Consider the following 21,081-nt stretch of genomic DNA (forward strand, 5'->3'; position numbering starts at 1 on the left):
CTTTAATACAAACAAAAAGCCCCACCAAACTTGGTGGGGCTTTTTGTTTGTATTGAAAGACGGGACAAACTAGAACGTCTTATCGGCTTGCTCCTCAACAGCGTTGGCGCCTTTTTTCACACCACGCTTGGTTTTGCGAGCGGCTTTCTTTGCAAAGTCGCCAGTAGCTTCAGCACCTTGCTTCACGCCGTGCTTGGTTTTACGGCCGGCCTTCTTAGCAAAGTCGCCGGTAGCCTCAGCACCGGTTTCTACAGCATTGCCGGTTTTTTTGGCGCCCTTCTTCACAGCGCGGCCGGTGGCTTTAGCTCCGGTTTCTACACCTTCTTTGGCGTCGTGAACAACCTCACCAGCTCTGGAGCGCTCTTCGGTGGTTGTAGTGGTGGTTTGCGTGGTAGTCTGGGCAAAAGCGGCCGAAGAAAGGGCCACGGTAGCTATAAGCAAAAGAAACTTTTTCATGATGTCAGGGGGAAAAATATGTCTCTCTCCTATACGATTCGTGCGAAAATGGTTGCCTTTTGCGCGTAATCTTCCTGCCAGCTCCTGGCCATTTTAGCCATTCGGAAGCAGCAATGAACTGTCGCCGTAGCTCAGAAAACGGTAGTCGTGAGCCAGGGCATGGTCGTAAACGCGCCGCCAGTCGGGGCCTAGCAGAGCAGCTACCAAAAGTAGCAAGGTGCTTTCGGGCTGATGGAAATTAGTGATGAGGCCCCGCACCACCCGAAACGTGTAGCCGGGCGCGATGAGAAGCTGCGTAGTGGCGTGCAGCGTATCGGTCTGGTGCTGGTCGAGGTAAGCCAGCAGTGCTTGCAGGGCCGCTTCCAGGGTAGGAGCAGGGGAGGGATGGTAGGGCTCCCATTGCGTGAGATGCAAGGCTGCTACGGCTGCTTGGGGCTCACGCAACAATTGAGCCCCCAGCCAATACAAGCTCTCCAGGGTGCGCAGGCTGGTGGTACCCACGGCAATAACCGGCCGGGGCGCGTGTGTCAGCAGTCGTTGCAGTAAGTCACGCTCCACGCTGATCGGCTCGGCGTGCATGGGGTGGTCGGCCATGTGGTCGGCCTTCACGGGCTGGAAAGTACCGGCCCCCACGTGCAGCGTTACGGTAGCCCGCCCAACGCCCCGCGCATCCAGCTCGGCCAGCACCGCGTCGGAAAAGTGCAGGCCGGCGGTAGGCGCTGCCACTGCCCCTTCGTGGGCGGCATACACCGTTTGATAGCGCACGGCATCCAGGTCGGTATCGGCGCGGTTGAGGTAGGGAGGAAGGGGCAAGTGACCAGCTGCACGCAGTACCTCGGCAAAGGGTAGGGTAGGGGGCGTCCAGCGGAAGGCAATCAGCGAATACCCCTCCGCTACTTCTTGCCGCTCAGCCGTGAGCACTGCCGTTTCGCCGTTCACCTCAAACTCCACCTGTACTGGCCCGGCTTTCCAGCGTTTACCATTGCCTACTAGGCATTTCCAAACGCAGCTGCCGGTTTGCTGCATGGCGAGCTCAATGGCGCGGTGCGGGGCCACTGGTTCCAGGCAAAACAGCTCTACTATGCCACCGGTAGGTTTGTGCGCAAACAGGCGCGCCCGTACTACCTTGGTGTCGTTGAAAACTAATAGCGAGTCGGTGGGCAACTCGGCGGGTAGGGTATGAAAGCGCTGATCGGTGATGTGCCCTTGGCGGTAGACCAACAGGCGCGACTGGTCGCGGTGCGCGAGGGGCTCCGGCGCAATGCGCTCTGGGGGTAGCTGATAGGTGAAGTCCTGGATGGAAAGCTGGCGCGGGTCGGGGGTAGGGGCAACAGACATACGGCAAAGGTCTGCAATCAGGCAGCAGTGAACAACGCCGGGTGAGGAATTGGCTTCCGCCCAACGTTAGTCTGATACTACTTAATTCGTTATCAACTACTTTGCTCTCTGGAAAAACATCAGGTGCTGTTGGGGTAGTGTTTCCACGCTCTCTATAAATTCCAGCCCTACCGCCGCCATTTCCTTGCGGGCCTGGTCTATGCTGAGCTTGTGTAGGCGCTTGATGGGCACGCTAGGGTCCTCGGCGCGGTACTCCACCAACGCTACGCGGCCAGTGGGAGTCAGCGAAGCACGCACAGCGCGCATCATCTCGCGGGGGTAGTCAAACTCGTGGTAGGCGTCTACAATCAGCACTAGGTCAACCTGGTTGGCCGGCAGATTGGGGTTCTGCGTGGTGCCCTTCACAGCCTCTACATTCGTAATATGTTGCTTGGCCTTGTTCTGCTGAATGGCCGTTAGCATTTCAGACTGAATATCCACAGCCAGTACCTTGCCCTGCGGCACCAGTGGCGCCATCCGAAACGTGAAATAGCCTGTGCCCGCCCCTAGGTCGGCTACTACATCGGTAGGTTTCAGTTGCAGTTCCCGCAACAGAATATCCGTGCCCTCTTCCCGGTTACGATTGGGGCGCTCCAGCCAGTCGGCTCCTTCGTGGCCCATCACGTGGGCAATCTGCCTACCCTTGTAGTACTTGCTGATACCGTTGGGGTCAGCGGCTGGCCGAAACTCGTAGCCTGTGGTGTCGGGTGCCATCAGGGTATGGCGCTCCGCGGTGAGGCTCGTGGTATTGACGCTTTCGGTGGGCAACTGCGTGCAGGCAACGGAAAATGCAACACTACCGCACATAGGTAGCAACCACCGCGTAGGAAGAGCAGATAAAGACATGAAGTCAGAAATATTGGTGGGAGTAGCCTCTGAAACGACTGGCAGTGAAGAAGCGTTCTGCCGAGGCACCGGATTACATGGATTACGCCGAAAGTACCAGTTTACTTACCATAGCTGATAGACTGATAGGCACGTGTACTACCTGGTTCGGACGGTGCATAAGACAAGTAGCAGTACAGTTACCTAACGATGATATAAAGAAAAAAATATGGGAACCGCTGAAAAAAGGAGTACCCTGAATCAGCGGAATGCTAGCTGCTGCCGGCGGTCAGATGGGGTATTATCATCTAATTTACCATATATAATATGCTTACTATGTGTTGTTTAGTTATAGTGGGTGCAGCGAAATGCACTACCATTTCAGCCGCGCTACTGCTTTATTCGTATAGGGCGATATTCATTCTACCTTTGCCTGTATGAAAAAACACCTTCTCTCTCTGCAACGTGGTGTTGTTGCCTTGCTGGTAACTGCCACTGCTCTCACAAGCTGCAACCGCGCTGAGTACGCCATGTTGCCCAAAACGCAGGCCTACCATGGCATGCAGTACACCGCTACGGCGCCTAAGCCTACTCCAGCTCCTGAAGTAGCCGCTCCACAAACGCCAGCTGCTGCTCCTATCGAAGCTCCGGTAGTAGCTACAGCGCCTGCAGTTGCAACTGCACCAGTAGAGGCTGCTGCACCAGTAACTACACCGGCACCCGCTACCAAGCCAGCCAAAGCGCAGAAGCTGAACCTGATGCAAAAAGCTCTGGTGAACAAAGTAACCAAGCAGGCGAATAAGGTAGCCAGCAAAATGCAGATAAAGCAGAAAAACGAAACGGCCGAAACCAACCGTCTCGATGGCAATATCCGCACGGGTATCATTCTGGTGCTGGTTGGTTTGCTGGTGAGCCTGCTCTCCTTCATTAGCGGTATCTTCGGTGTGCTAGGTGGTATTATCGCCATCGTAGGTATCGTATTCATTGTATTGGGCTTGCTCGACATGGCTTAATGGTTTAGAACCACATTACCAAAGAAGCGCCCGGCTATCTGATAGATAGTCGGGCGCTTTTTTATGCACTTTTAGTTGTTAGAAGCAAGTACAGTGCTCGAATACTCTTTTTGAAACCGCAGCGTGCCGCGCGTTAGGCCTAAGATTACATCGGGTCCACGTCGGCCGCAATACGCGCCTGCTTGAATTCCTTTTGGTCCTTCACGATGTTAATCGAATCGCGAATATCATTCTTCGCCGATTTCAGAACGGTATGCTCGCGGCTGAGCTTGATCGTGATTTCCTGCAAATAGAAATTGCGGATTCGGAAAATATACGGTGCTTCCGGCCCTAGCACGGCCTCACGGCCCAGGCGGTCCACCAATTCCTGTGTGAGTAGGATTGCCGCTTGCTCGGCTAGAAGCTGGTCTACGTGTTTCACAGTGAGGCGAATCACGCGCATAAACGGCGGGTAGCCGTGCTCGCGCCGCTGCGTGATTTCGTACTCGTAAAACTCCAGGTAGTCGTTGCGAATCACCTTGTCAAAAATCACCTGCAACGGGTCGCCGGTCTGGATAATCACCTTACCCTTCTTCCCCTTGCGGCCGGCGCGGCCACTCACCTGCACAAACATCTGGTAGGCCCGCTCGTGCGCCCGGAAATCGGGGTAGTGAATGATGCTATCGGCATTGATGATGCCCACTAGGCTTACGTTGGCAAAGTCCAGCCCCTTGGTCACCATTTGGGTACCTACCAGGATATTCGTCTTTTGCTGCTCAAAGTCGCTGATAATCTGCTGGTACGCATTTTTGGCGCGCGTAGTGTCCAGATCCATGCGCTGCACCTGTGCTTCAGGCAGCATGATCTTTAGGTCGTCTTCCAGCTTTTCTGTGCCGAAACCTACCGTTTTGAGGTTGCGCGAACCGCAGGCGGGGCACTCCACTGGCATCCGCTCGTGGTATCCGCAGTAGTGGCAGCGCAGCTCGTGCACGTGCTTGTGGTAGCTCAGGCTCACGGCGCAGCTCTTACACTTCGGTATCCAACCACAGTCGAGGCAGTTGATGAAGGGCGAGTAGCCGCGCCGGTTCTGAAACAGAATCACCTGTTCCTGTGCGCCCAGCTTGCGCTCCATCTCCTGCATCAGCTCAGGCGTGAAGTGGTTGAGCATGGTTTTCTGCTCTCGGCTCTTGCGAGTATCTACCAACTCAATTTCGGGTAGGCCAGCCTCGCCGTAGCGCTTGGTCAGCTCTACTAGGCCGTAGCGGCCCGCGCGCGTCTGGTAATAGGTTTCTACAGCAGGCGTAGCCGAGCCCAGCAGGGTTTTGGCCCCCTGAAAGTTGGCCATCATCAGGGCTACCTCACGGGCATTATAGCGCGGCGCCGGGTCATACTGCTTGTAACTTGACTCGTGCTCCTCATCCACAATCACCAAGGCCAAGTTATCAAAGGGTAGGAACACGGCGGAGCGCACGCCCACCACCACCTGAAACCGACCCGACAGCACCCCGTTCCATACCTCTACCCGCTCATTGTCGGAGAATTTGGAGTGGTATACGCCCAGCCGGCTGCCAAACACCCGCATCAGGCGCGTCACGATCTGGGCCGTGAGGGCAATTTCGGGTAATAAGTATAGCACCTGCCCACCGCCTTGCATGGCCTGCTGGATGAGGTCGATGTAGATTTCGGTCTTGCCCGCGCCCGTCACGCCGTGTAGCAGCACAATATCTTTTTCAGCAAACTGCCGCAAAATATCCGCGTGGGCTGTGCTCTGCGCCTCACTCAGCGTGAAATTCAGTCGCGTTTCGGCCGTGTGGTCCAGCGGGAAGCGCGACACAATCACGTCGAACTGTTCCAGAATACCGTTTTTAATCAGCGTATTGACGGCCGAGGCCGAGAGGTGTGGAGCACTGGAAAGGTAGGCCTTCTCGATACCCTGGTGGTTGGCATGCTCGTTTTGGTAGATGGGTACCTTTTGCAGAAAGCGCATCAGCACGTCCAGCTGCTTGGGCTTGGTAGCCAACCGTTGAAACAGCTCTTCCAGCGCCGCTTCGGCCACAAACGTGTGAGCCAAGCGTACTTTCTTCACCACCTTAGGAGAGTACTTGTCGCTCAGATGCTCGAACAGAAAGATAACCTCCTTCTGCATCAGCGACTTGATCACGCGGTGAAAAGAGCTAATGCCGAGTAGGTCGCCTACCTCCGTAAACGTCAGCGACTTGCCTTCCTCGCCCCCCCGCAGGGTTTCCACAATGCGTTCTTCCTGCTCGCTGAGGGGGTAGGGATTTTCCTCTACCCCAAAAGCTGGATGCAACTGAATGCGGCTCTCGGAACTAAGCTTAAGCGCAGCGGGTAGGGCAGCATTAATCACCTCGCCCAACGTGCACATATAATAGTCAGCTATCCAGCGAAACAGCTTCAGTTGTGGCTGCGTCACTACCGGCGCGTCGTCGATGAACTCCAGGATGTACTTCGCTTGATACTCCTTGGGTGGCGTTTCGTGCACGGCGGCTACAATACAGCTCAGTGTTTTTTTGGCGCCAAACTGCACAATCACACGTCCGCCAATCACCACATGATCATTCAGCTCATAGGGTACACGATAGGTATATAGTTTGGGCAGAGGTAGGGGCAAAATCACGTCCGCGAATAACGTAACGCGGTCAGTGGCCACCGGTTCCGGCTGCACAAAGTCAAACGAAAGGCTCAAAAGAAGAAAGCTATCAGGCGAAAGTCAAAAGCGGACTGCAAAGATAACCGTTTCGGGGGCGCATAGTTGCCCCTATTCTGACTTTAACCCGGCGTTCAGAAGCGGGAGTGCCTAGTACAGTAATTGTCTTAGCAAGCTCTACTATGAGCAGATGCATTCAATTGAATGAAAAGCATTTCGTTCATCAAGCCGATGATGTTACATAGGCTCTCGCTCTTGTAAAAAGCATATCAACTTGCTAAAGTACTGCGGGTTGCGTGCATAATTTGGGTATTATAGGCAAACAAGAAAAAGGGGTAAATCCAGGTCCGCAATGGTTTGCGTAGGCTTTGTATTCTCACCTTTTAACTCAAAAAAATATGTCTAAAGTGATGCACGATGCCACTAAAGCCCAAGGCCTTAGTGAGGAGCTACAGACGCCACTGGAGCGGCGCACTTTCTTGCGCTACACCGGGCTGGGGTTAGCCATGGGCGGCTTAGCTCTGGCCGGTTGCAACGATGTGATGGAGGATGTAGTGAAGACCCAAGATGCCAGTGCCAATGCCACTGACATGGCGAACATGGTGGATGTAGGTAGTGGCGATGTAGGCGTGTTGAACTATGCGTATGCACTGGAGCAATTGGAGGCTGCTTTCTATGCGCAGGTATTACAAACGCAGTACTACAACAGCACTTCGGCTCCGCAACGGGTGGCTCTGCGCGATATTGAGGCACACGAGCGAATCCACCGCGAATTTTTCAAGCAGGCTATTACTGCTGCCGGTGCTACCCCTATTAAAGACCTGGAGGTAGATTTTTCGAGCATTGACTTTCGCACCAAGCAGGGTGTGCTCAGCGTAGCCAAGGCATTTGAGGACCTAGGAGTAGCAGCCTATAACGGTGCTGGTAAGCTCATCAAGACGGCCGCTTACTTGGCTATTGCCGGTAAGATTGTATCGGTAGAAGCCCGTCACGCCGCTATTATCCGCGACTTCTTGGAGTACAACACGTTTGTGGGCGCCGATGTGGTAGACCAGAATGGCCTGGAAAAATCGATGACACCCGCCCAGGTAGTGGCTATTGCCAACAATTTCCTAAAAGAAGGCTCGAAGCTGAACGTGAGCAACCTGCCCACCGAGTAATCGCGCTTTATACTCTCACATCCTTCTGTTCTGTAAACCACTACTCCATGAATATTCTCAACATACTCGCCGAAATCGAGAAGGTAGATCCGGAAGTCTACGAGCGGCTCGACCAGCGTCGTCAGGTGTTCAAGCACTTTGCCGGCTTCGGCAAAAAGCTCGCTACGGCAGCCGTACCCCTGGCTATGGGGGCAATGTTTCAGAAAGCCTACGGGCAATCGTCAGGCTTAGGCAAGCAGGTAACGGACGTGCTGAACTTTGCCCTGACACTGGAATACCTGGAATACTACTTCTACGATATGGGCGTGAAAACGCGGAACCTGTTTGTGCAGGCTGATCTGGCCGCCATCACTATCATCCGCGACGATGAATTGAAGCACGTCAACTTCCTGAAAACTGTACTGGGTAGCAGCGCTATTGCGCCGCTCACTGCCAACGATTTCGACTTCACTGGCTCAAAGGGTGGCAAACGTGCCCCGCTGATTCCGGAAGTATTTCGCGACCGGTTTAATTTCCTGGCGCTAGCACAGGCTTTTGAGGACACCGGTGTGCGCGCCTATAAAGGCGGCGCTCCGCTGCTGATCGACAACAATACCGTGCTTGAAGCTGCTCTGAACATTCACTCAGTTGAAGCCCGCCACGCGTCCCACATTCGCACCATGCGCCGTGGGGGCACGCAGGCCAATGGCCTTCCCAAGAGTTGGATTACCGGTAACGATGGCGGCGGCCCGCGACCTGGCATAACGGCTCCAGTCTACGGCCCCGGCATGCCGGCTGATATGTACCCCTCCGAAGCAAACGTAACGCAGGCCGGTATCAACCTCACGTCTATTCCCAACGTGACGGCCGATCAGGCATCTGAGGCGTTCGACGAGCCGCTGGATGTGACGACCGTCTTAGCTATTGCCAGCAACTTTTTGAAATAGCCTGGCAATACCAAGTGCACAAAAGGGCAGCCCTACGGCTGCCCTTTTGTTTTCTACTCTATGTCGCGGGGGTATCGTCGGGTGTTGCTGGTTTCTTGCGGGCTGGTCGAGTGCGTCGCTTGGGTGGGGTAGGCAGTGTTTCCGACGCTGGTGCAGTATCGGCCACAGGCAATTCTATTGAGGGCTGTGGTGTAGGATATGCCGCCGGGGAAGGGGATTTAGCAGCCTTCTTGCGGGGCTGTTTGGGCTTAGGTACGGCTGGATCTGGGGTAGCAACTGGTTCTGGAGCCGTGGCATCAGTTGGAACGGGTGCAGCGGGGGCCTTCTTGCTGCGCGAAGCTCGGGGCTTTGCTGGAGCCTTGGACTTGGTTGTTTTGCGAGTAGGTATTGCTTCTGTCTCGGGCTGAGAAACAGGTGGTACTCCGTCACCGACCACCTCCATGCTTTCCGGCGCTTTTGTAGGTAGTTCAGGCGCTACAGGCGAGGACGCTACCGGTTCTGGTACCGTAGTGGGGGAAGTGGTTGCAGCAGGAACGCTAGCTGTATGCTCTTCGGTGTTGGGTGGGGTAGGGGATGGCGCAGGTGTAGGTGCTGTTTCCGAAAGCAGGACCGGCACTATAGCTTCTTCTGAAAGCTGTTCGCTACCCTCTTCGGGCATGTTATCCGCAGAAACCATGTCAGGCGTAGCATAGAGAGGGGCTAGCTGACGGCCACGATTCTTGCCCGAACGTCTGGCCTTTTTCTTATCGGCCAGTATCTGGCCGGCTGTACGACCTTTTCGGGGCTTTTGCGCTGTATCGGTCTCCTCTGCTTCCGCGTGGGTGGAAATGGTAGCCTCAACAGCTTCTGCCTCAACCGGCTCTGCTACGACAACTGATTCGTATACTGCTTCAGGGGTCGGCAGCAGGGTAGTTTCAGTTACCGAAGGATCAGTATCCGATTGAGTTGCTAAGTCCGCTTCCTGCGCGGCCAGGGCTTCGAGCGCAGCACGTTTGCGGGCCGTACGCTTGGCCCCACCTCGGCTTCGCCGCTTTTTCTTGGGAAGAGGAGTCGCTATTTCATCCACTACCAGTTCGGGTTCTGACGCAACGGGTGTTGAGGGTAGAGACTCCGGCATTTCTTCTTGCATAGCTTCCTCTCCCACCACTGCTACAGACTCTGCTGGTGCTATAGTTGTAGCATACTCGCCGATATCAATACGCTCTTCATCGTCCTCTGGCTCTGGTGCCGGTGTAGGGGCAGGGGGCAGGGGTAGGGCTAAAAGCTGCTGTTCTACCGCATCCATTTCGGCTGCTACATCCACTTGCTCGCTTAGGCGCCGCAAGCGCTCCAGTGTCGCCTCCAAAAACTGACGGTGCTCGGGAGCAGCTGCATACAATGGCCGATGATTGAGTGCCTGCCGTAGCGAATGCCACTCCTTCTTGAAGCGACCGAAAGCAGCGTCGAAATATGTGCGCGTAAATCGTTCCCAGATGTACTCCTGCGCCACCGTAGAAGGATGCAGCATATCATCGGCATAGAAGCGATAATCGCGTAAATCATCGAGTAGCAGTTCGTAGGCTGGAAAATACGATACGTCGGGTAGCAGCTCACTCAAGTAATGGCAGGCCAGCCGAAGCGCCGATTTGCTCACAGCGTTCAACGGAAGCGTATCCTTCAGATGACGCACAGGGCTCACCGTCAGAATAAACCGTAGCTGCGGATTGTGCCGTCGCAGGTAAGCGTGCGTCTCCGCCACAGCATTAATAATTTCATCCGGAGTCAGCAATTCTTTCTCAAACTGATCAGCCGAAATTTTGTGGCAGTTGCTTACCAGCTCACCCGTAGCACGCAGCCGGTATACGAAAGCAGTTCCCAGCGTCAGCACCACCACGTTGGCAGTGCGCAAAAACTCCCCGGTTTGCTGTACTAGCTCCTGAATTTGCTGCAATAGCGTTACTGGCGAATCGGCGCCAATAGTAGCATGCAAGTCGTAGCTCTGCCAACGGCCACGGGCTTCTACCAAGTGCTGCTGCCAATCCATATCCTCACCAGCCGCTGCGCGTAGCAACTGGCAAGCTGTGAGTGGGTTGAAAACAATGCCAAACGGATTCACAACGGCTGCGACCTTATGCTCGACTAGGCGCGCGCCAATGGTCTCCGCGAAACAGGAGCCCACCGTCAACACCCGTGCGGCATGCGGCAACTGGTGAGGGTAGGAAACAAGAGGAAGTTCAGTACGAAACATGCAAGGAAGCTAGGGCCGATAATCAGCCAACAAATACGCTATACCACTCATAAATCGCGCGCCACCGAAGCGCGGCAACTGCATGAGTAAGGCTCTTACGGACAAAGATGGGAGTAAATTGCGTATATAAACCAGTTCACTAATACGGAGGTCAGCGCCAGCCGGCTACAGCACTGCTCCTTCGGCAATGAAAAAGCCCGACTACGAAAGCAGTCGGGCTTTTCACTAAAAAGAGAAGAGCTTATTCAGCTACTACATTGAAGCGAACCTGGTGCTTCACTTCTTTGTGCAGGTTTAGGGTAGCCGTATACTCACCAGCTGTTGAAGGCTCTTGATCAAACGAAATACGCTTGCGTTCTACCTCAATACCTTTGCTTGCCAGCGCATCAGCCAGCTGAAGCGTAGTTACGCGGCCGAAGATCTTGCCAGTTTCGCCCACTTTAGCAGGAATTTCCAGAACCATATCCCCGATTTTATCGGCAATGGCTTGTGCGTCGCCCTGGATTTTATCCGCCTTGTGCGCAGCTTGACGTACGTTCTCAGCTACGATTTTCTTATTTGATTTGTCGGCCAGAATAGCCAGACCCTGGGGCAGCAGGTAGTTACGACCGTAGCCGGGCTTTACCGTTACGATGTCGTTCTTCTCGCCCAGACCCTTCACGTGGTCTTTCAGAATTACTTCCATGACTTTGTTGGTTTCTGGTTGTTGGTTTTTGGTTTCTTGGCAGTATGCCTACCTATGGGCGGCAAACCAGCCAATAACCAAAAACGAAAAACCAATAACTAGAAACTATTTTAACGAATCGGTTACGTAGGGCATCAGTGCCAGATGACGCGCTTTAGCTACTGCCTGCGCTACTTTACGCTGAAACTTCAGGCTGGTGCCCGTGATGCGGCGGGGTAACACACGACCCTGCTCATTCACAAACTTCAGCAGGAAGTTCGGGTCTTTATAATCGACATACTTGATGCCGTTTTTCTTGAAGCGGCAGTATTTCTTACGCTGCTCCTGCTTGTGGATTCTTTCGTTGGCTAGGCTCATGGTATTAGGCGGCGGCTTCCGATTGTTGTTTGGCTTTCTGCTGATTCATCTCGCCATTGCGGCGGCGCTGGTTATAAGACACCGCATGCTTATCCAGCACGGTAGTCAAAAACCGGATAACGCGCTCATCGCGGCGGAACGCCAGCTCCAGCGTATCCACGATGTTGCCCTCGCCAGTGAACTCAACCAGGAAATAATAACCAGTTGATTTCTTCTGAATAGGATAGGCCAGCTTGCGCAGGCCCCAGCTCTCTTGGTTGACAATGTCGGCGCTATTTTCCTTAAGCACCTGGGTGAACTTCTCGACCGTCTCTTGCACTTGGCTCTCGTTCAGCACGGGAGTCAGAATGAAGACCGTCTCGTAATTTCTTACTTCCATTACGACGGGGTGAAAATTAATGAGTGAAAATTATAATGAGGCGGCAAAGATACGCTTTTCTTACCCTATTATCTATAAGTAGCTTATTATTTATTACATGAAGGCAAACCTTAACTAATTGGAAGTCAGAATTTGCTCTGTTCCTCACTACATATTTTTACTATATTATAGAGATAGATATAACTCCTCTAAGTAACAGCTACTTAGTAGTGGTGCATCGTTGTTATAAGTATAACTCCTAGAATGTGAGGTATTTTAGAATGCTTCTAAGCAAGCTCGTAAAGGCTAATTTTCGGCTTTTGTGGTTTGTTGTCTGCGATTCCCAACCTACATTTGTGGCCTTGATGCACGCCTGCGTTTCTTTCTTCCCAGTCAATTTGTGCTATGGATAGCATCCGATTTCGTACTCTTCCCAAACTGCTTCTTGCTCTTTTCCTGACGGTTACTACCGTAGGCCAGTCATTGGCACAGGAGGTTGGTTCAGCGCCAGCCGTTAGCAAAGAAGGTGTAACGCCCGGCGCTACAGCCGGTGCCGATGGTGCCCCCGCAGCTGCGGAAGGTGCTGCTCCTGCTGCTGGCGGCGGCGATGCTGCTGCTATTGCCGCCGGTGATGCGTTGTTCAAAGGAAACTGCGCTCAGTGCCATGCCGTCAACGATGTAGTGGTAGGACCCGCATTGGCCGGTATCACGAAGCGTCGCCCGATGCCTTGGATTATATCATGGATTAAAAACTCCAGTAAGATGGTTGCCAGTGGCGATCCATATGCTGTGAAGTTATTTGAGCAATACGGCAAGCAACAGATGCCTAGCTTCGCTCTGTCGGATGATGAGATTAAGTCGATTATCGCTTACACTGTTTCGCAAGAAGGTGGTGCTGCCCCTGCCCCAGGAGGTGCACCAGTTGCTGGAGCGGAGGGTGCTGGTGAGAGTGCCAATGCCCAAGGTAGCACGGAAGCTGGTCAGTACATCGACATGCTGCTGATTGTACTGGTAGTAGTGCTGATTGTGCTAGTGGTAACGCTGGTTATCATAGCCAACCTAATGAAAGACGTGCTGCGCGGTCGTAAAGACCTGAGTGGCCGCGACGTTGAACAACTGAATCAGCGTTTTGACTTCGCGAAGATTTACAAGTCAGGTGCCGTACGTGGTATAGCCGTTACAGTATTCATCTTGGTAGTGCTATATGAATCAGTACAAGCCGCCATGGGTATTGGCCTGACGCAGGGATATCAGCCTACCCAACCTATTGCTTTCTCGCACAAGCTACACGCTGGTGAAAACCAGATTAACTGCGCCTACTGTCACACCTCGGTATATAAGAGCAAGTCAGCTAATATTCCGTCGGCTAACATCTGTATGAACTGCCACTCGCAGGTTAAGACAGAGTCGCCGGAAATCAAAAAGATCTACCGAGCCATTGAGCGCAAGCAGCCTATTCAATGGGTACGCATTCACAACTTACCTGACTTAGCGTACTTCAACCACTCACAGCACACCCAAGTGGGTGGCCTAGAGTGCCAGACTTGCCACGGCCCAATCCAAAACATGGATGTGGTGTATCAATACTCTGCTTTGACGATGGGTTGGTGCATCAACTGCCACCGCGAAACGCCCCTCAACACAAAGGGCAATGCCTATTACGATAACCTCGTGAAGTTGCATGACAACAGCAATGGAGCTGTACCTTTCACGGTGTCGTCGAACGGTGGTACCGAGTGTTCGAAGTGCCACTACTAAATTGTATGTCTCAGCAGGCTCTTTGCACACAATAGAGCCTTGCTGAGACAACCAATAAAAGATATTAAACAAGCCTTACTTGGAGATTATGAGAAGTCAGTATTATGACCTCAATCTCTAAGACCCTAAGTCCCCATACACAAATGCAAGAGTCGCCTAAGTACTGGAAGGGAATTGAGGAACTGGAGAACTCGCCGGAGTTTGTGAAGAACGCGTTGACGGAATTCGCGGACTTCTTGCCGGTGAAAGAAACCTATGGCTCTTCCGACGCCGTGGTAGCCCCACGCCGCGACTTCCTCAAACTGATGGGTTTCGGTATTGCTGCCGCTACCCTTGCCAGCTGCGAAACGCCGGTTCGCAAGGCTATTCCGTATCTGAATAAACCTCAGGAGGTAGATCCAGGTATTGCTAACTTCTACGCCTCCACTTACTTCACGGGCCAGGATTACAACAGTGTATTGGTAAAGACCCGCGATGGTCGACCAATTAAGTTGGAAGGAAACCCTGAGTCGCCACTTACGCGTGGCGGTCTATCGGCACGTGCACAAGCCTCAGTGCTGAGCTTATACGATGGTGCACGTCTGCAACACTTCGCTATTGATCGTAAGAAGGCAGACAAAGCGAAAGTAGACAACGAAATCCGTGCGAAGCTAGCGCAGGCTGGCCGCATTGCCATCGTATCACCTACCATCATTAGCCCTTCTACCAAGAAGGTTATTGCTGAATTTGCAGCACGTTACCCTAACACGGAGCACGTGCAGTATGACGTTGTTTCGGCAAGTGGCTTGCTGCAAGCTAACGGCGGAATACTGCCAAGCTACAACTTCGGTCAAGCTAATGTCATTGTAAGCCTTGGTGCTGATTTCCTTGGCACGTGGCTGTCGCCGGTAGAGTTTGCTAAGCAATATGCTGCTACACGCAAAGTGTCGAGCGACAAGAAGACGATGTCGCGGCATTACCAGTTTGAGACGGCAATGTCGCTGACAGGTGCTAACGCTGACATGCGTGTTCCTGTGAAGCCATCCGAAATGGGTGCTGTAGCACTAGCTCTATACAATGCGGTAGTAGGTGGCGGTGGTGGTTCGTATAAAAACGCTACCCTTGCCAAAGCTGCTAATGAGCTGAAGGCAAATCGTGGCCGTAGCGTTGTGGTGTCAGGCTCTAACGATCCGAACATACAAGCGTTGGTGGCAGCCATCAACCAATCGTTGGGTAATGTAGGCACAACGGTTGATTTGGCTAATCCTTCATTGGTTCGTCAGGGTAGTGATGCCCGTATGACGCAATTGGTGAATGATATCAAAAACAAGAGCGTTGGGGCTGTTATTTTCTATAACGCTAACCCGGTATATGATCACCCGATGGGAGCTGACATTGCAGCAGCACTGCCGGGCCTACCCCTTACCATTTCGCTCAACGACCGCCTCGACGAGACAGGGTTTCTATGCAAATACGCTGTTCCCGATCATCACTACCTAGAGTCGTGGAATGACTACGAGCCGAAGCGTGGCTATCTGAGCTTAGCTCAGCCAGCTATTTCACCGCTGTTTGCTACCCGTCAAGCGCAAGAGAGCCTATTGGTTTGGGCTGGTAACAATACAAGCTATTACGATTTCCTACGTGCACAATGGCGTGGTGTACTTGGCACCAGTGGTTTCCAGGCTGCTTGGGATAAAGCTGTACACGATGGCGTAGTGATGGGTTCAGCCTCGCCTGCAGTTACTCCTGTTACGGCAATAGATGCCGCTGCTGCCGCTGCTGCATTGAGCGCACCAGCCAAATCAGGCGAAGTCGAACTTGTTCTATATGAGAAGGTAGGTGTTGGCAACGGTTCGGAAGCGAATAACCCATGGCTGCAAGAGTTACCCGATCCGGTTTCTAAAGCCACATGGGGCAACTATGTATGCGTGCCTTACGATATGGCAAAGGCCAATGGATGGGAGCAAAACGAAGTTCTAAAAGTAACGGCTGCTAATGGCAAGTCAGTAGAGCTTCCCTTGCTTATACAGCCTGGTCAAGCGAAGGGTACGGTTGCCATTGCTATCGGATACGGTCGTCAGCGGACGGGTAAAGTAGGTGACAAGGTAGGAGCCAACGCTCTGCCATTAGCTACAATGGCTGGCAATAGCATCGTATATACGACCACTGCCAAGCTGGAAAAAACCGGTGCTATAGAGACGATTGCTCAGACCCAAACGCACCATACCATTATGGACCGCAAGGCCGTGGTGCAAGAAGCAACGTTGGCAAAGTATATCGAAAATCCAAAAGAGGTAACCGAATACGAAAAAGTTGCTACCCCAGATGGTTTAGAAGCTCCAGCTCGCGTATCGTTGTGGCAGGACTACGAGTACAAAAACCACCATTGGGGAATGGCTATTGACCTCAACTCATGCATCGGCTGCGGCTCGTGCGTGATTGGATGCCAGGCCGAAAATAACGTAGCTGTAGTAGGTAAACAGGAAGTAATCAACCGTCGCGAGATGCACTGGATGCGTATCGACCGGTACTATAGCTCCGACCACCACCGAGACGAGTTTGAGACGGAAGGTAAGTTGGCTACGTACGCTGCGATGGAAAATCCGGCTGAGAATCCAAAAGTGATTTTCCAGCCAATGCTTTGCCAACACTGCAATCACGCTCCTTGCGAAACGGTATGCCCGGTGCTTGCTACTACCCACAGCTCCGAAGGTCTCAACCAGATGACCTATAACCGTTGCGTAGGTACACGCTATTGTGCTAACAACTGCCCCTACAAGGTGCGTCGTTTCAACTGGTTCTCGTACTACACCAATGAGAAGTTCGAAGACGTAAACGGCCACATGTTCACTGACCTTGGCCGCATGGTACTCAACCCCGATGTAACAGTTCGAGCCCGTGGCGTAATGGAAAAATGCTCGTTTTGCGTACAGCGTATCCAGTTGGGTAAGCTGGAAGCCAAAAAGCAGAAACGTCGTCCAAAGGATGGAGAAATTGTTTCGGCTTGCGCACAGTCTTGCCCAACAGAAGCCATCGTATTTGGCGATATGCGTGACCCTGAGTCGCGGATTTCAAAGCTACTGCGTCGCGAAGATGGCGAACGAGCTTTCCACGTCCTCGATCAAATCAACGTGCAGCCGAATATCACGTACCTGACCAAGATCCGGAACGTGGAGAACGGAAATGAATTTGTGATCTAGCCATTGAGAATAGGAGTAGACTCATTGTAACTACGAGTTATTATAATGAGTCTACTTCCTGCCACTTCCTTAAATAAACCACTATGCAGCACGTATCGCCTGTACGGGAGCCGCTCGTAACCGGGGGGAAAACGTACCACGACATCACGCAGGACGTGTGCCGGCAGGTAGAAGCCAAGCCGAATATTCGGTGGATGGCGGCCCTGGCCGTTGCTCTATTCTTCCTTGGCGTATTCATCTATTCCGTTTACCGTACCTTGTGGTATGGCATTGGGGAGTGGGGACTCAATAAAACTGTTGGCTGGGCCTGGGACATCACCAACTTCGTGTGGTGGGTAGGTATTGGTCACGCCGGCACCCTTATCTCAGCCGTACTGCTGTTGTTCCGCCAGAAATGGCGTTCGTCTATTAACCGCGCCGCCGAGGCTATGACCATCTTCGCGGTAATTTGCGCGGCCATGTTCCCAGTGTTGCACATGGGACGTCCATGGCAAGCTTATTGGGTGTTTCCTTTGCAAAATACTTTCGGTTCGTTGTGGGCAAACTTCAATTCGCCGCTGCTGTGGGACGTATTCGCCATCTCGACCTACTTCTCCGTTTCGCTCGTGTTCTGGTACATCGGTCTGATTCCCGACTTCGCTACCATTCGTGACCGGGCAAAAGGACCGATTGCTAAAGTTGCCTACTCCATGCTGAGCATGAACTGGAAAGGCTCAGCCAAGGCTTGGTCTCGCTATGAGACGGTGTCGCTGATTCTCGCCGGTGTATCTACTCCGCTGGTACTGTCGGTGCACACCATTGTATCGATGGACTTTGCGACCTCCGTGGTACCGGGCTGGCATACCACCATCTTCCCGCCCTACTTCGTGGCGGGGGCTATCTTCTCGGGCTTCGCCATGGTGCTCACCCTAATGCTCATCACCCGGGTGGTGTTCAAGCTGGAGGACTACATCACGCTTGAGCACATTGCTCTGATGAACAAGATCATGATGATTACGGGCTCGATTGTGGGCGTAGCGTACATCACCGAGTTCTTCATTGCTTGGTACTCGCAAGTTGAATTCGAGCAGTACGCTTTCATCAACCGGGCGACGGGCCCGTACTGGTGGGCCTACTGGTCGATGATGACCTGCAACGTGATTACGCCCCAGTTGGTGTGGATCCGCAAAGTGCGCTACAGCATTCCGATGACGTTCGTGCTCTCCATCATTGTGAACATCGGTATGTGGTTCGAGCGCTTCGTGATTATCGTGACCTCGCTGCACCGCGACTACCTGCCGTCGAGCTGGGCTATGTTCTCGCCCTCAATTATTGACATCGGCGTCTACGTGGGCACCATAGGTCTGTTCTTCACGCTGTTCCTGTTGTTTGCCAAGTTCTTCCCCGTCATCAACATGGCTGAGGTAAAGACTATCTTGAAATACACCGTGGATAATGGTCCTACATATACTGGTCACGACCCTCACCACACTCCAACGCCTCACCACGCTACTCCTGGCGTACCAGCTTCTGCTCCCGTAACTTACACTAAACATGACTAAGCGTTTCGCCCTCGGCGTTTTCGATGACGAAGACGTACTCCTGCATGCAATCGAGAACGTGCGCGCAGCGGGAGTGAAGATTTATGACGTGTTCACGCCTTTTCCTATTCACGGTATCGATGATGCACTGGGAATTGAGCGGAGCCGACTACCCATTGCAGCCTTCTTTTATGGCTTATGCGGCTTGTCTTTCGCTCTGTGGATGCAGATCTATATGCTAGGATTTGACTGGCCTATGATCATTGGTGGTAAACCTCACATTTCGCTACCAGCGTTCATTCCGGTTGCATTCGAGTTGACAGTACTATTTACTTGTCATGGTATGGCCATCACCTTCTTTATCATTACAAGTATGTATCCCAAACCGAAAGTACAAGTAATGGATGTGCGTTCTACAGATGATAAATTTGTAATGGCTATCGAGCTAAAGGACGGCACAAGTAATTTAGGCCAGTTGACACAGTTGTTGCGCGATAATGGTGCTTCAGAAGTCAATGAAAAAGAAATGACTAAGAACTAATGGCGCAGTCGCTGAAAACAAATCTGCAAGCGTCGCTGATGGTAGTTGGAGCTATTTGCACAACTGCTTGCCATGACGCCAATGACACCGGTATTGAATATGCACCGGAGATGTACGAATCTATTCCGTACGAACCTCTGCGGCAAATCACGGCTAATACCATCAACCCAATGGGTATCAACCAGCGCACCCCGCCGGTAGGTACTGTACCGTTGGGTAAGCTGGATTATTACGATCATATTCCGAAAGATAGCGTGGAGCAAGCTTCGCGTCGTATGAAGAATCCTCTGCCCTACACACAGGAAAATCTTTTGGAAGGCCAGACACTCTATGCCCGTAACTGCCAACATTGCCATGGCGAACAAGGCGATGGACAAGGGCCTGTAGGGCAAAAGTTCAAGGGTGTACCTAATTATTCTGCTGGAGCCTACAAGACAATGAACGATGGTCATATCTACCATGTCATTGAATGGGGTAAGGGCCGTATGATGCCACACGGTTCACAGGTTAATCCTGAGGAACGTTGGAAGATTTCTATGTATGTGCGCGCCTTGCAACTTGGCGAGGGCTCAGAAGGCTTAGCTAAAATGGTAAAGGTAGGTCCAACGAGTACTACCGCTGACTCAACAGAAACTTCTGATTCGTCTACTCAGGCTCCTGTAGGAGAAGCTCAGGCTGGTACTGGTTCAGCTACTCCCGGACAGGGAAATACAAAGGCAACTAACGGAACGGCGAACTAAGGCACTATGGCAACACTGACGCACCATGAAAGCGCCACGGCTGAACACCTGGAACTTTCGTCTAATACCCGTAAAAAGTTTATTTGGCTAATTTTAGCTGGCATTGTTCTATTTATTGTCGGGGTGGCTTTAGCTTTCTTCGGCGGATCTGAACATGCAGCTGGACATGAGGCGGCTAGTCATGCTAGCGCGCATCATGGTAGCCCGATATGGATCAAACGCATTCTCATAAGCGTGTGGCACAGCAATATTTTCTTCCTTGGCTTATCTGTTGTAGGTACTGTCTGGGTAGCAATTAATACTGTCGCTTATGCTGGTTGGTCAATTGCTATCCGACGCGTACCAGAAGCAACTAGCGCTTGGATTTTGCCTGGTGGCGTTATTTTGATTGTTGTTTTTCTGCTGAACCTATGGCATAGCGATATCTTCCACTGGACAACCCCAGGTATTATGACTCCTGGAAGCGAGAGCTATGATAAGATCATTGCTGGGAAAAGCGGCTTTCTAAGTGTACCCTTCTACTTGATTCGTACGGTATCATACCTTGTAATCTGGTGGGTTTTCACTGAGCGCTTACGCAAGTTGTCACTAGAAGAAGATCTAAACGGTGGAACTTACTACTTCCACCAAAGCATCAAAACAGCCGCTCTGTTTCTTGTGCTGTTTGCTGTAACAGAATCAATGTCGGCATGGGACTGGGTTATGTCAATTGACACACACTGGTATAGCACTATGTTTGGCTGGTATGTTTTTGCTAGCTGGTGGGTATCAGGTATTGCTGCTATTACGCTTTGCACCATTTTTCTGAAGCAAGCTGGGTACCTGCGTTTTGTAAATTCCAGTCACTTACACGATTTGGGGAAATTTATGTTCGGTTTCAGCATCTTCTGGACATACGTATGGTTCTCTCAATTCATGCTGATTTGGTACGCTAATATTCCAGAAGAATCAGTGTATTTCAACCAGCGTCTCGGCGGTTTCGATAACGCTTATACTGGCCTGTTCTTCTTTAATCTAATCATCAACTTCGCTTTCCCTTTCTTAGTGTTGATGACTCGCGATGCAAAACGGCAAATGATTATGCTGAAGATTGTGAGTATAGCTATTCTCATAGGTCACTGGTTTGATTTCTACTTAATGATTATGCCTGCAACTATGCGGGGCAATAATGGGTTTATCATTGAAATAGGTACAGCGTTAGTGTTCTTAGGTAGCTTCTTGCTATTACTTACTAAGCGGCTGTCACAGGCTTCACTGGTTCCCGTCAATCATCCCTTCCTCGACGAGAGCATCCATCACACGACTTAAATTT

At 52.2% G+C, this 21,081-nt stretch carries 17 protein-coding genes; 9 read left to right on the forward strand and 8 right to left on the reverse strand.

The features are described from left to right. Positions 1–69 precede the first annotated feature (69 nt). The 3 genes from MUN82_RS01115 to MUN82_RS01125 form a co-directional block, all read right to left on the reverse strand. Entirely contained in the window at positions 70–456 is a 387-nt protein-coding gene (locus MUN82_RS01115) for a hypothetical protein (RefSeq protein ID WP_245094084.1), read from the reverse strand. Positions 457–549: 93 nt separating this feature from the next. Then, entirely contained in the window at positions 550–1,794 is a 1,245-nt protein-coding gene (locus MUN82_RS01120; protein ID WP_245094086.1) for an S-adenosylmethionine:tRNA ribosyltransferase-isomerase, read from the reverse strand. Between the two features lie 96 nt (positions 1,795–1,890). Further along, on the reverse strand, positions 1,891–2,679 hold the full coding sequence (locus tag MUN82_RS01125; RefSeq protein WP_245094088.1) for a class I SAM-dependent methyltransferase: 789 nt from the start codon (positions 2,677–2,679) through the stop codon (positions 1,891–1,893). A gap of 416 nt (positions 2,680–3,095) precedes the next feature. Between MUN82_RS01125 and MUN82_RS01130 the strand changes: the two genes are divergently transcribed. Next, entirely contained in the window at positions 3,096–3,671 is a 576-nt protein-coding gene (locus MUN82_RS01130) for a hypothetical protein (RefSeq protein WP_245094091.1), read from the forward strand. A 145-nt stretch (positions 3,672–3,816) separates the two neighbouring features. Here the strand turns inward: MUN82_RS01130 and priA are convergent, their stop codons facing one another. Then, positions 3,817–6,357 (reverse strand): replication restart helicase PriA, encoded by a 2,541-nt coding sequence (gene priA, locus MUN82_RS01135; protein WP_245094094.1) that lies wholly within the window; start codon positions 6,355–6,357, stop codon positions 3,817–3,819. Positions 6,358–6,716: 359 nt separating this feature from the next. On the opposite strand from priA, the gene MUN82_RS01140 reads away from it, so the two are divergent. Together MUN82_RS01140 and MUN82_RS01145 are read left to right on the forward strand one after the other, a co-directional pair. Continuing rightward, positions 6,717–7,478 (forward strand): ferritin-like domain-containing protein, encoded by a 762-nt coding sequence (locus MUN82_RS01140; protein WP_245094096.1) that lies wholly within the window; start codon positions 6,717–6,719, stop codon positions 7,476–7,478. Between the two features lie 47 nt (positions 7,479–7,525). Further along, positions 7,526–8,404, forward strand: coding sequence for a ferritin-like domain-containing protein (locus MUN82_RS01145; protein ID WP_245094098.1), 879 nt, complete (start codon positions 7,526–7,528; stop codon positions 8,402–8,404). A gap of 58 nt (positions 8,405–8,462) precedes the next feature. Here MUN82_RS01145 and MUN82_RS01150 read toward each other — a convergent pair whose 3' ends face one another. The 4 genes from MUN82_RS01150 to rpsF form a co-directional block, all read right to left on the reverse strand. Next, complete coding sequence (locus MUN82_RS01150) at positions 8,463–10,631, reverse strand: GSCFA domain-containing protein (protein WP_245094100.1); 2,169 nt, start codon at positions 10,629–10,631, stop codon at positions 8,463–8,465. 241 nt (positions 10,632–10,872) lie between these two features. Further along, positions 10,873–11,316 (reverse strand): 50S ribosomal protein L9, encoded by a 444-nt coding sequence (gene rplI / locus MUN82_RS01155; RefSeq protein ID WP_245094103.1) that lies wholly within the window; start codon positions 11,314–11,316, stop codon positions 10,873–10,875. A gap of 105 nt (positions 11,317–11,421) precedes the next feature. Then, positions 11,422–11,673 carry a 30S ribosomal protein S18 gene (rpsR, locus tag MUN82_RS01160; RefSeq protein WP_185281021.1) on the reverse strand — a complete coding sequence of 84 codons (252 nt, stop codon included), beginning with the start codon at positions 11,671–11,673 and terminating at the stop codon, positions 11,422–11,424. Between the two features lie 4 nt (positions 11,674–11,677). After that, positions 11,678–12,052 carry a 30S ribosomal protein S6 gene (gene rpsF, locus MUN82_RS01165; RefSeq protein ID WP_245094106.1) on the reverse strand — a complete coding sequence of 125 codons (375 nt, stop codon included), beginning with the start codon at positions 12,050–12,052 and terminating at the stop codon, positions 11,678–11,680. A 384-nt stretch (positions 12,053–12,436) separates the two neighbouring features. Between rpsF and MUN82_RS01170 the strand changes: the two genes are divergently transcribed. The 6 genes from MUN82_RS01170 (at position 12,437) to MUN82_RS01195 (ending at position 21,077) form a co-directional block, all read left to right on the forward strand. Beyond that, entirely contained in the window at positions 12,437–13,789 is a 1,353-nt protein-coding gene (locus tag MUN82_RS01170; RefSeq protein ID WP_245094109.1) for a cytochrome c3 family protein, read from the forward strand. 143 nt (positions 13,790–13,932) lie between these two features. After that, positions 13,933–16,968, forward strand: coding sequence for a TAT-variant-translocated molybdopterin oxidoreductase (locus tag MUN82_RS01175; protein WP_245094111.1), 3,036 nt, complete (start codon positions 13,933–13,935; stop codon positions 16,966–16,968). 83 nt (positions 16,969–17,051) lie between these two features. After that, a complete protein-coding gene (nrfD, locus tag MUN82_RS01180) occupies positions 17,052–18,509 on the forward strand; it encodes an NrfD/PsrC family molybdoenzyme membrane anchor subunit (protein ID WP_245094113.1) in 1,458 nt (485 codons plus the stop codon). Then, positions 18,502–19,029 (forward strand): DUF3341 domain-containing protein, encoded by a 528-nt coding sequence (locus MUN82_RS01185; protein ID WP_245094115.1) that lies wholly within the window; start codon positions 18,502–18,504, stop codon positions 19,027–19,029. Before nrfD ends, MUN82_RS01185 begins: the two co-directional genes overlap by 8 nt. Next, positions 19,029–19,769: a c-type cytochrome gene (locus MUN82_RS01190; protein ID WP_245094116.1), complete on the forward strand. Its 741-nt coding sequence runs from the start codon at positions 19,029–19,031 to the stop codon at positions 19,767–19,769. The genes MUN82_RS01185 and MUN82_RS01190 overlap by 1 nt, the downstream gene beginning before the upstream one ends. Positions 19,770–19,775: 6 nt before the next feature. Further along, entirely contained in the window at positions 19,776–21,077 is a 1,302-nt protein-coding gene (locus tag MUN82_RS01195; protein ID WP_245094117.1) for a quinol:cytochrome C oxidoreductase, read from the forward strand. Positions 21,078–21,081 lie beyond the last annotated feature (4 nt).

The sequence above is a fragment of the Hymenobacter aerilatus genome (assembly GCF_022921095.1).
GTDB lineage: Bacteria > Bacteroidota > Bacteroidia > Cytophagales > Hymenobacteraceae > Hymenobacter > Hymenobacter aerilatus.

What these genes read in the sequence shown, in the direction of transcription:
- MUN82_RS01185 (WP_245094115.1), top strand. Translation starts at nt 18,502, where the DNA reads ATGACTAAGCGTTTCGCCCTCGGCGTTTTCGATGACGAAGACGTACTC.
- MUN82_RS01125 (WP_245094088.1), bottom strand. Translation starts at nt 2,679, where the DNA reads ATGTCTTTATCTGCTCTTCCTACGCGGTGGTTGCTACCTATGTGCGGT.
- MUN82_RS01170 (WP_245094109.1), top strand. Translation starts at nt 12,437, where the DNA reads ATGGATAGCATCCGATTTCGTACTCTTCCCAAACTGCTTCTTGCTCTT.
- MUN82_RS01145 (WP_245094098.1), top strand. Translation starts at nt 7,526, where the DNA reads ATGAATATTCTCAACATACTCGCCGAAATCGAGAAGGTAGATCCGGAA.
- rplI (WP_245094103.1), bottom strand. Translation starts at nt 11,316, where the DNA reads ATGGAAGTAATTCTGAAAGACCACGTGAAGGGTCTGGGCGAGAAGAAC.
- MUN82_RS01175 (WP_245094111.1), top strand. Translation starts at nt 13,933, where the DNA reads ATGCAAGAGTCGCCTAAGTACTGGAAGGGAATTGAGGAACTGGAGAAC.
- MUN82_RS01120 (WP_245094086.1), bottom strand. Translation starts at nt 1,794, where the DNA reads ATGTCTGTTGCCCCTACCCCCGACCCGCGCCAGCTTTCCATCCAGGAC.
- MUN82_RS01130 (WP_245094091.1), top strand. Translation starts at nt 3,096, where the DNA reads ATGAAAAAACACCTTCTCTCTCTGCAACGTGGTGTTGTTGCCTTGCTG.
- MUN82_RS01190 (WP_245094116.1), top strand. Translation starts at nt 19,029, where the DNA reads ATGGCGCAGTCGCTGAAAACAAATCTGCAAGCGTCGCTGATGGTAGTT.
- MUN82_RS01115 (WP_245094084.1), bottom strand. Translation starts at nt 456, where the DNA reads ATGAAAAAGTTTCTTTTGCTTATAGCTACCGTGGCCCTTTCTTCGGCC.
- MUN82_RS01195 (WP_245094117.1), top strand. Translation starts at nt 19,776, where the DNA reads ATGGCAACACTGACGCACCATGAAAGCGCCACGGCTGAACACCTGGAA.
- MUN82_RS01140 (WP_245094096.1), top strand. Translation starts at nt 6,717, where the DNA reads ATGTCTAAAGTGATGCACGATGCCACTAAAGCCCAAGGCCTTAGTGAG.
- nrfD (WP_245094113.1), top strand. Translation starts at nt 17,052, where the DNA reads ATGCAGCACGTATCGCCTGTACGGGAGCCGCTCGTAACCGGGGGGAAA.
- rpsF (WP_245094106.1), bottom strand. Translation starts at nt 12,052, where the DNA reads ATGGAAGTAAGAAATTACGAGACGGTCTTCATTCTGACTCCCGTGCTG.
- rpsR (WP_185281021.1), bottom strand. Translation starts at nt 11,673, where the DNA reads ATGAGCCTAGCCAACGAAAGAATCCACAAGCAGGAGCAGCGTAAGAAA.
- MUN82_RS01150 (WP_245094100.1), bottom strand. Translation starts at nt 10,631, where the DNA reads ATGTTTCGTACTGAACTTCCTCTTGTTTCCTACCCTCACCAGTTGCCG.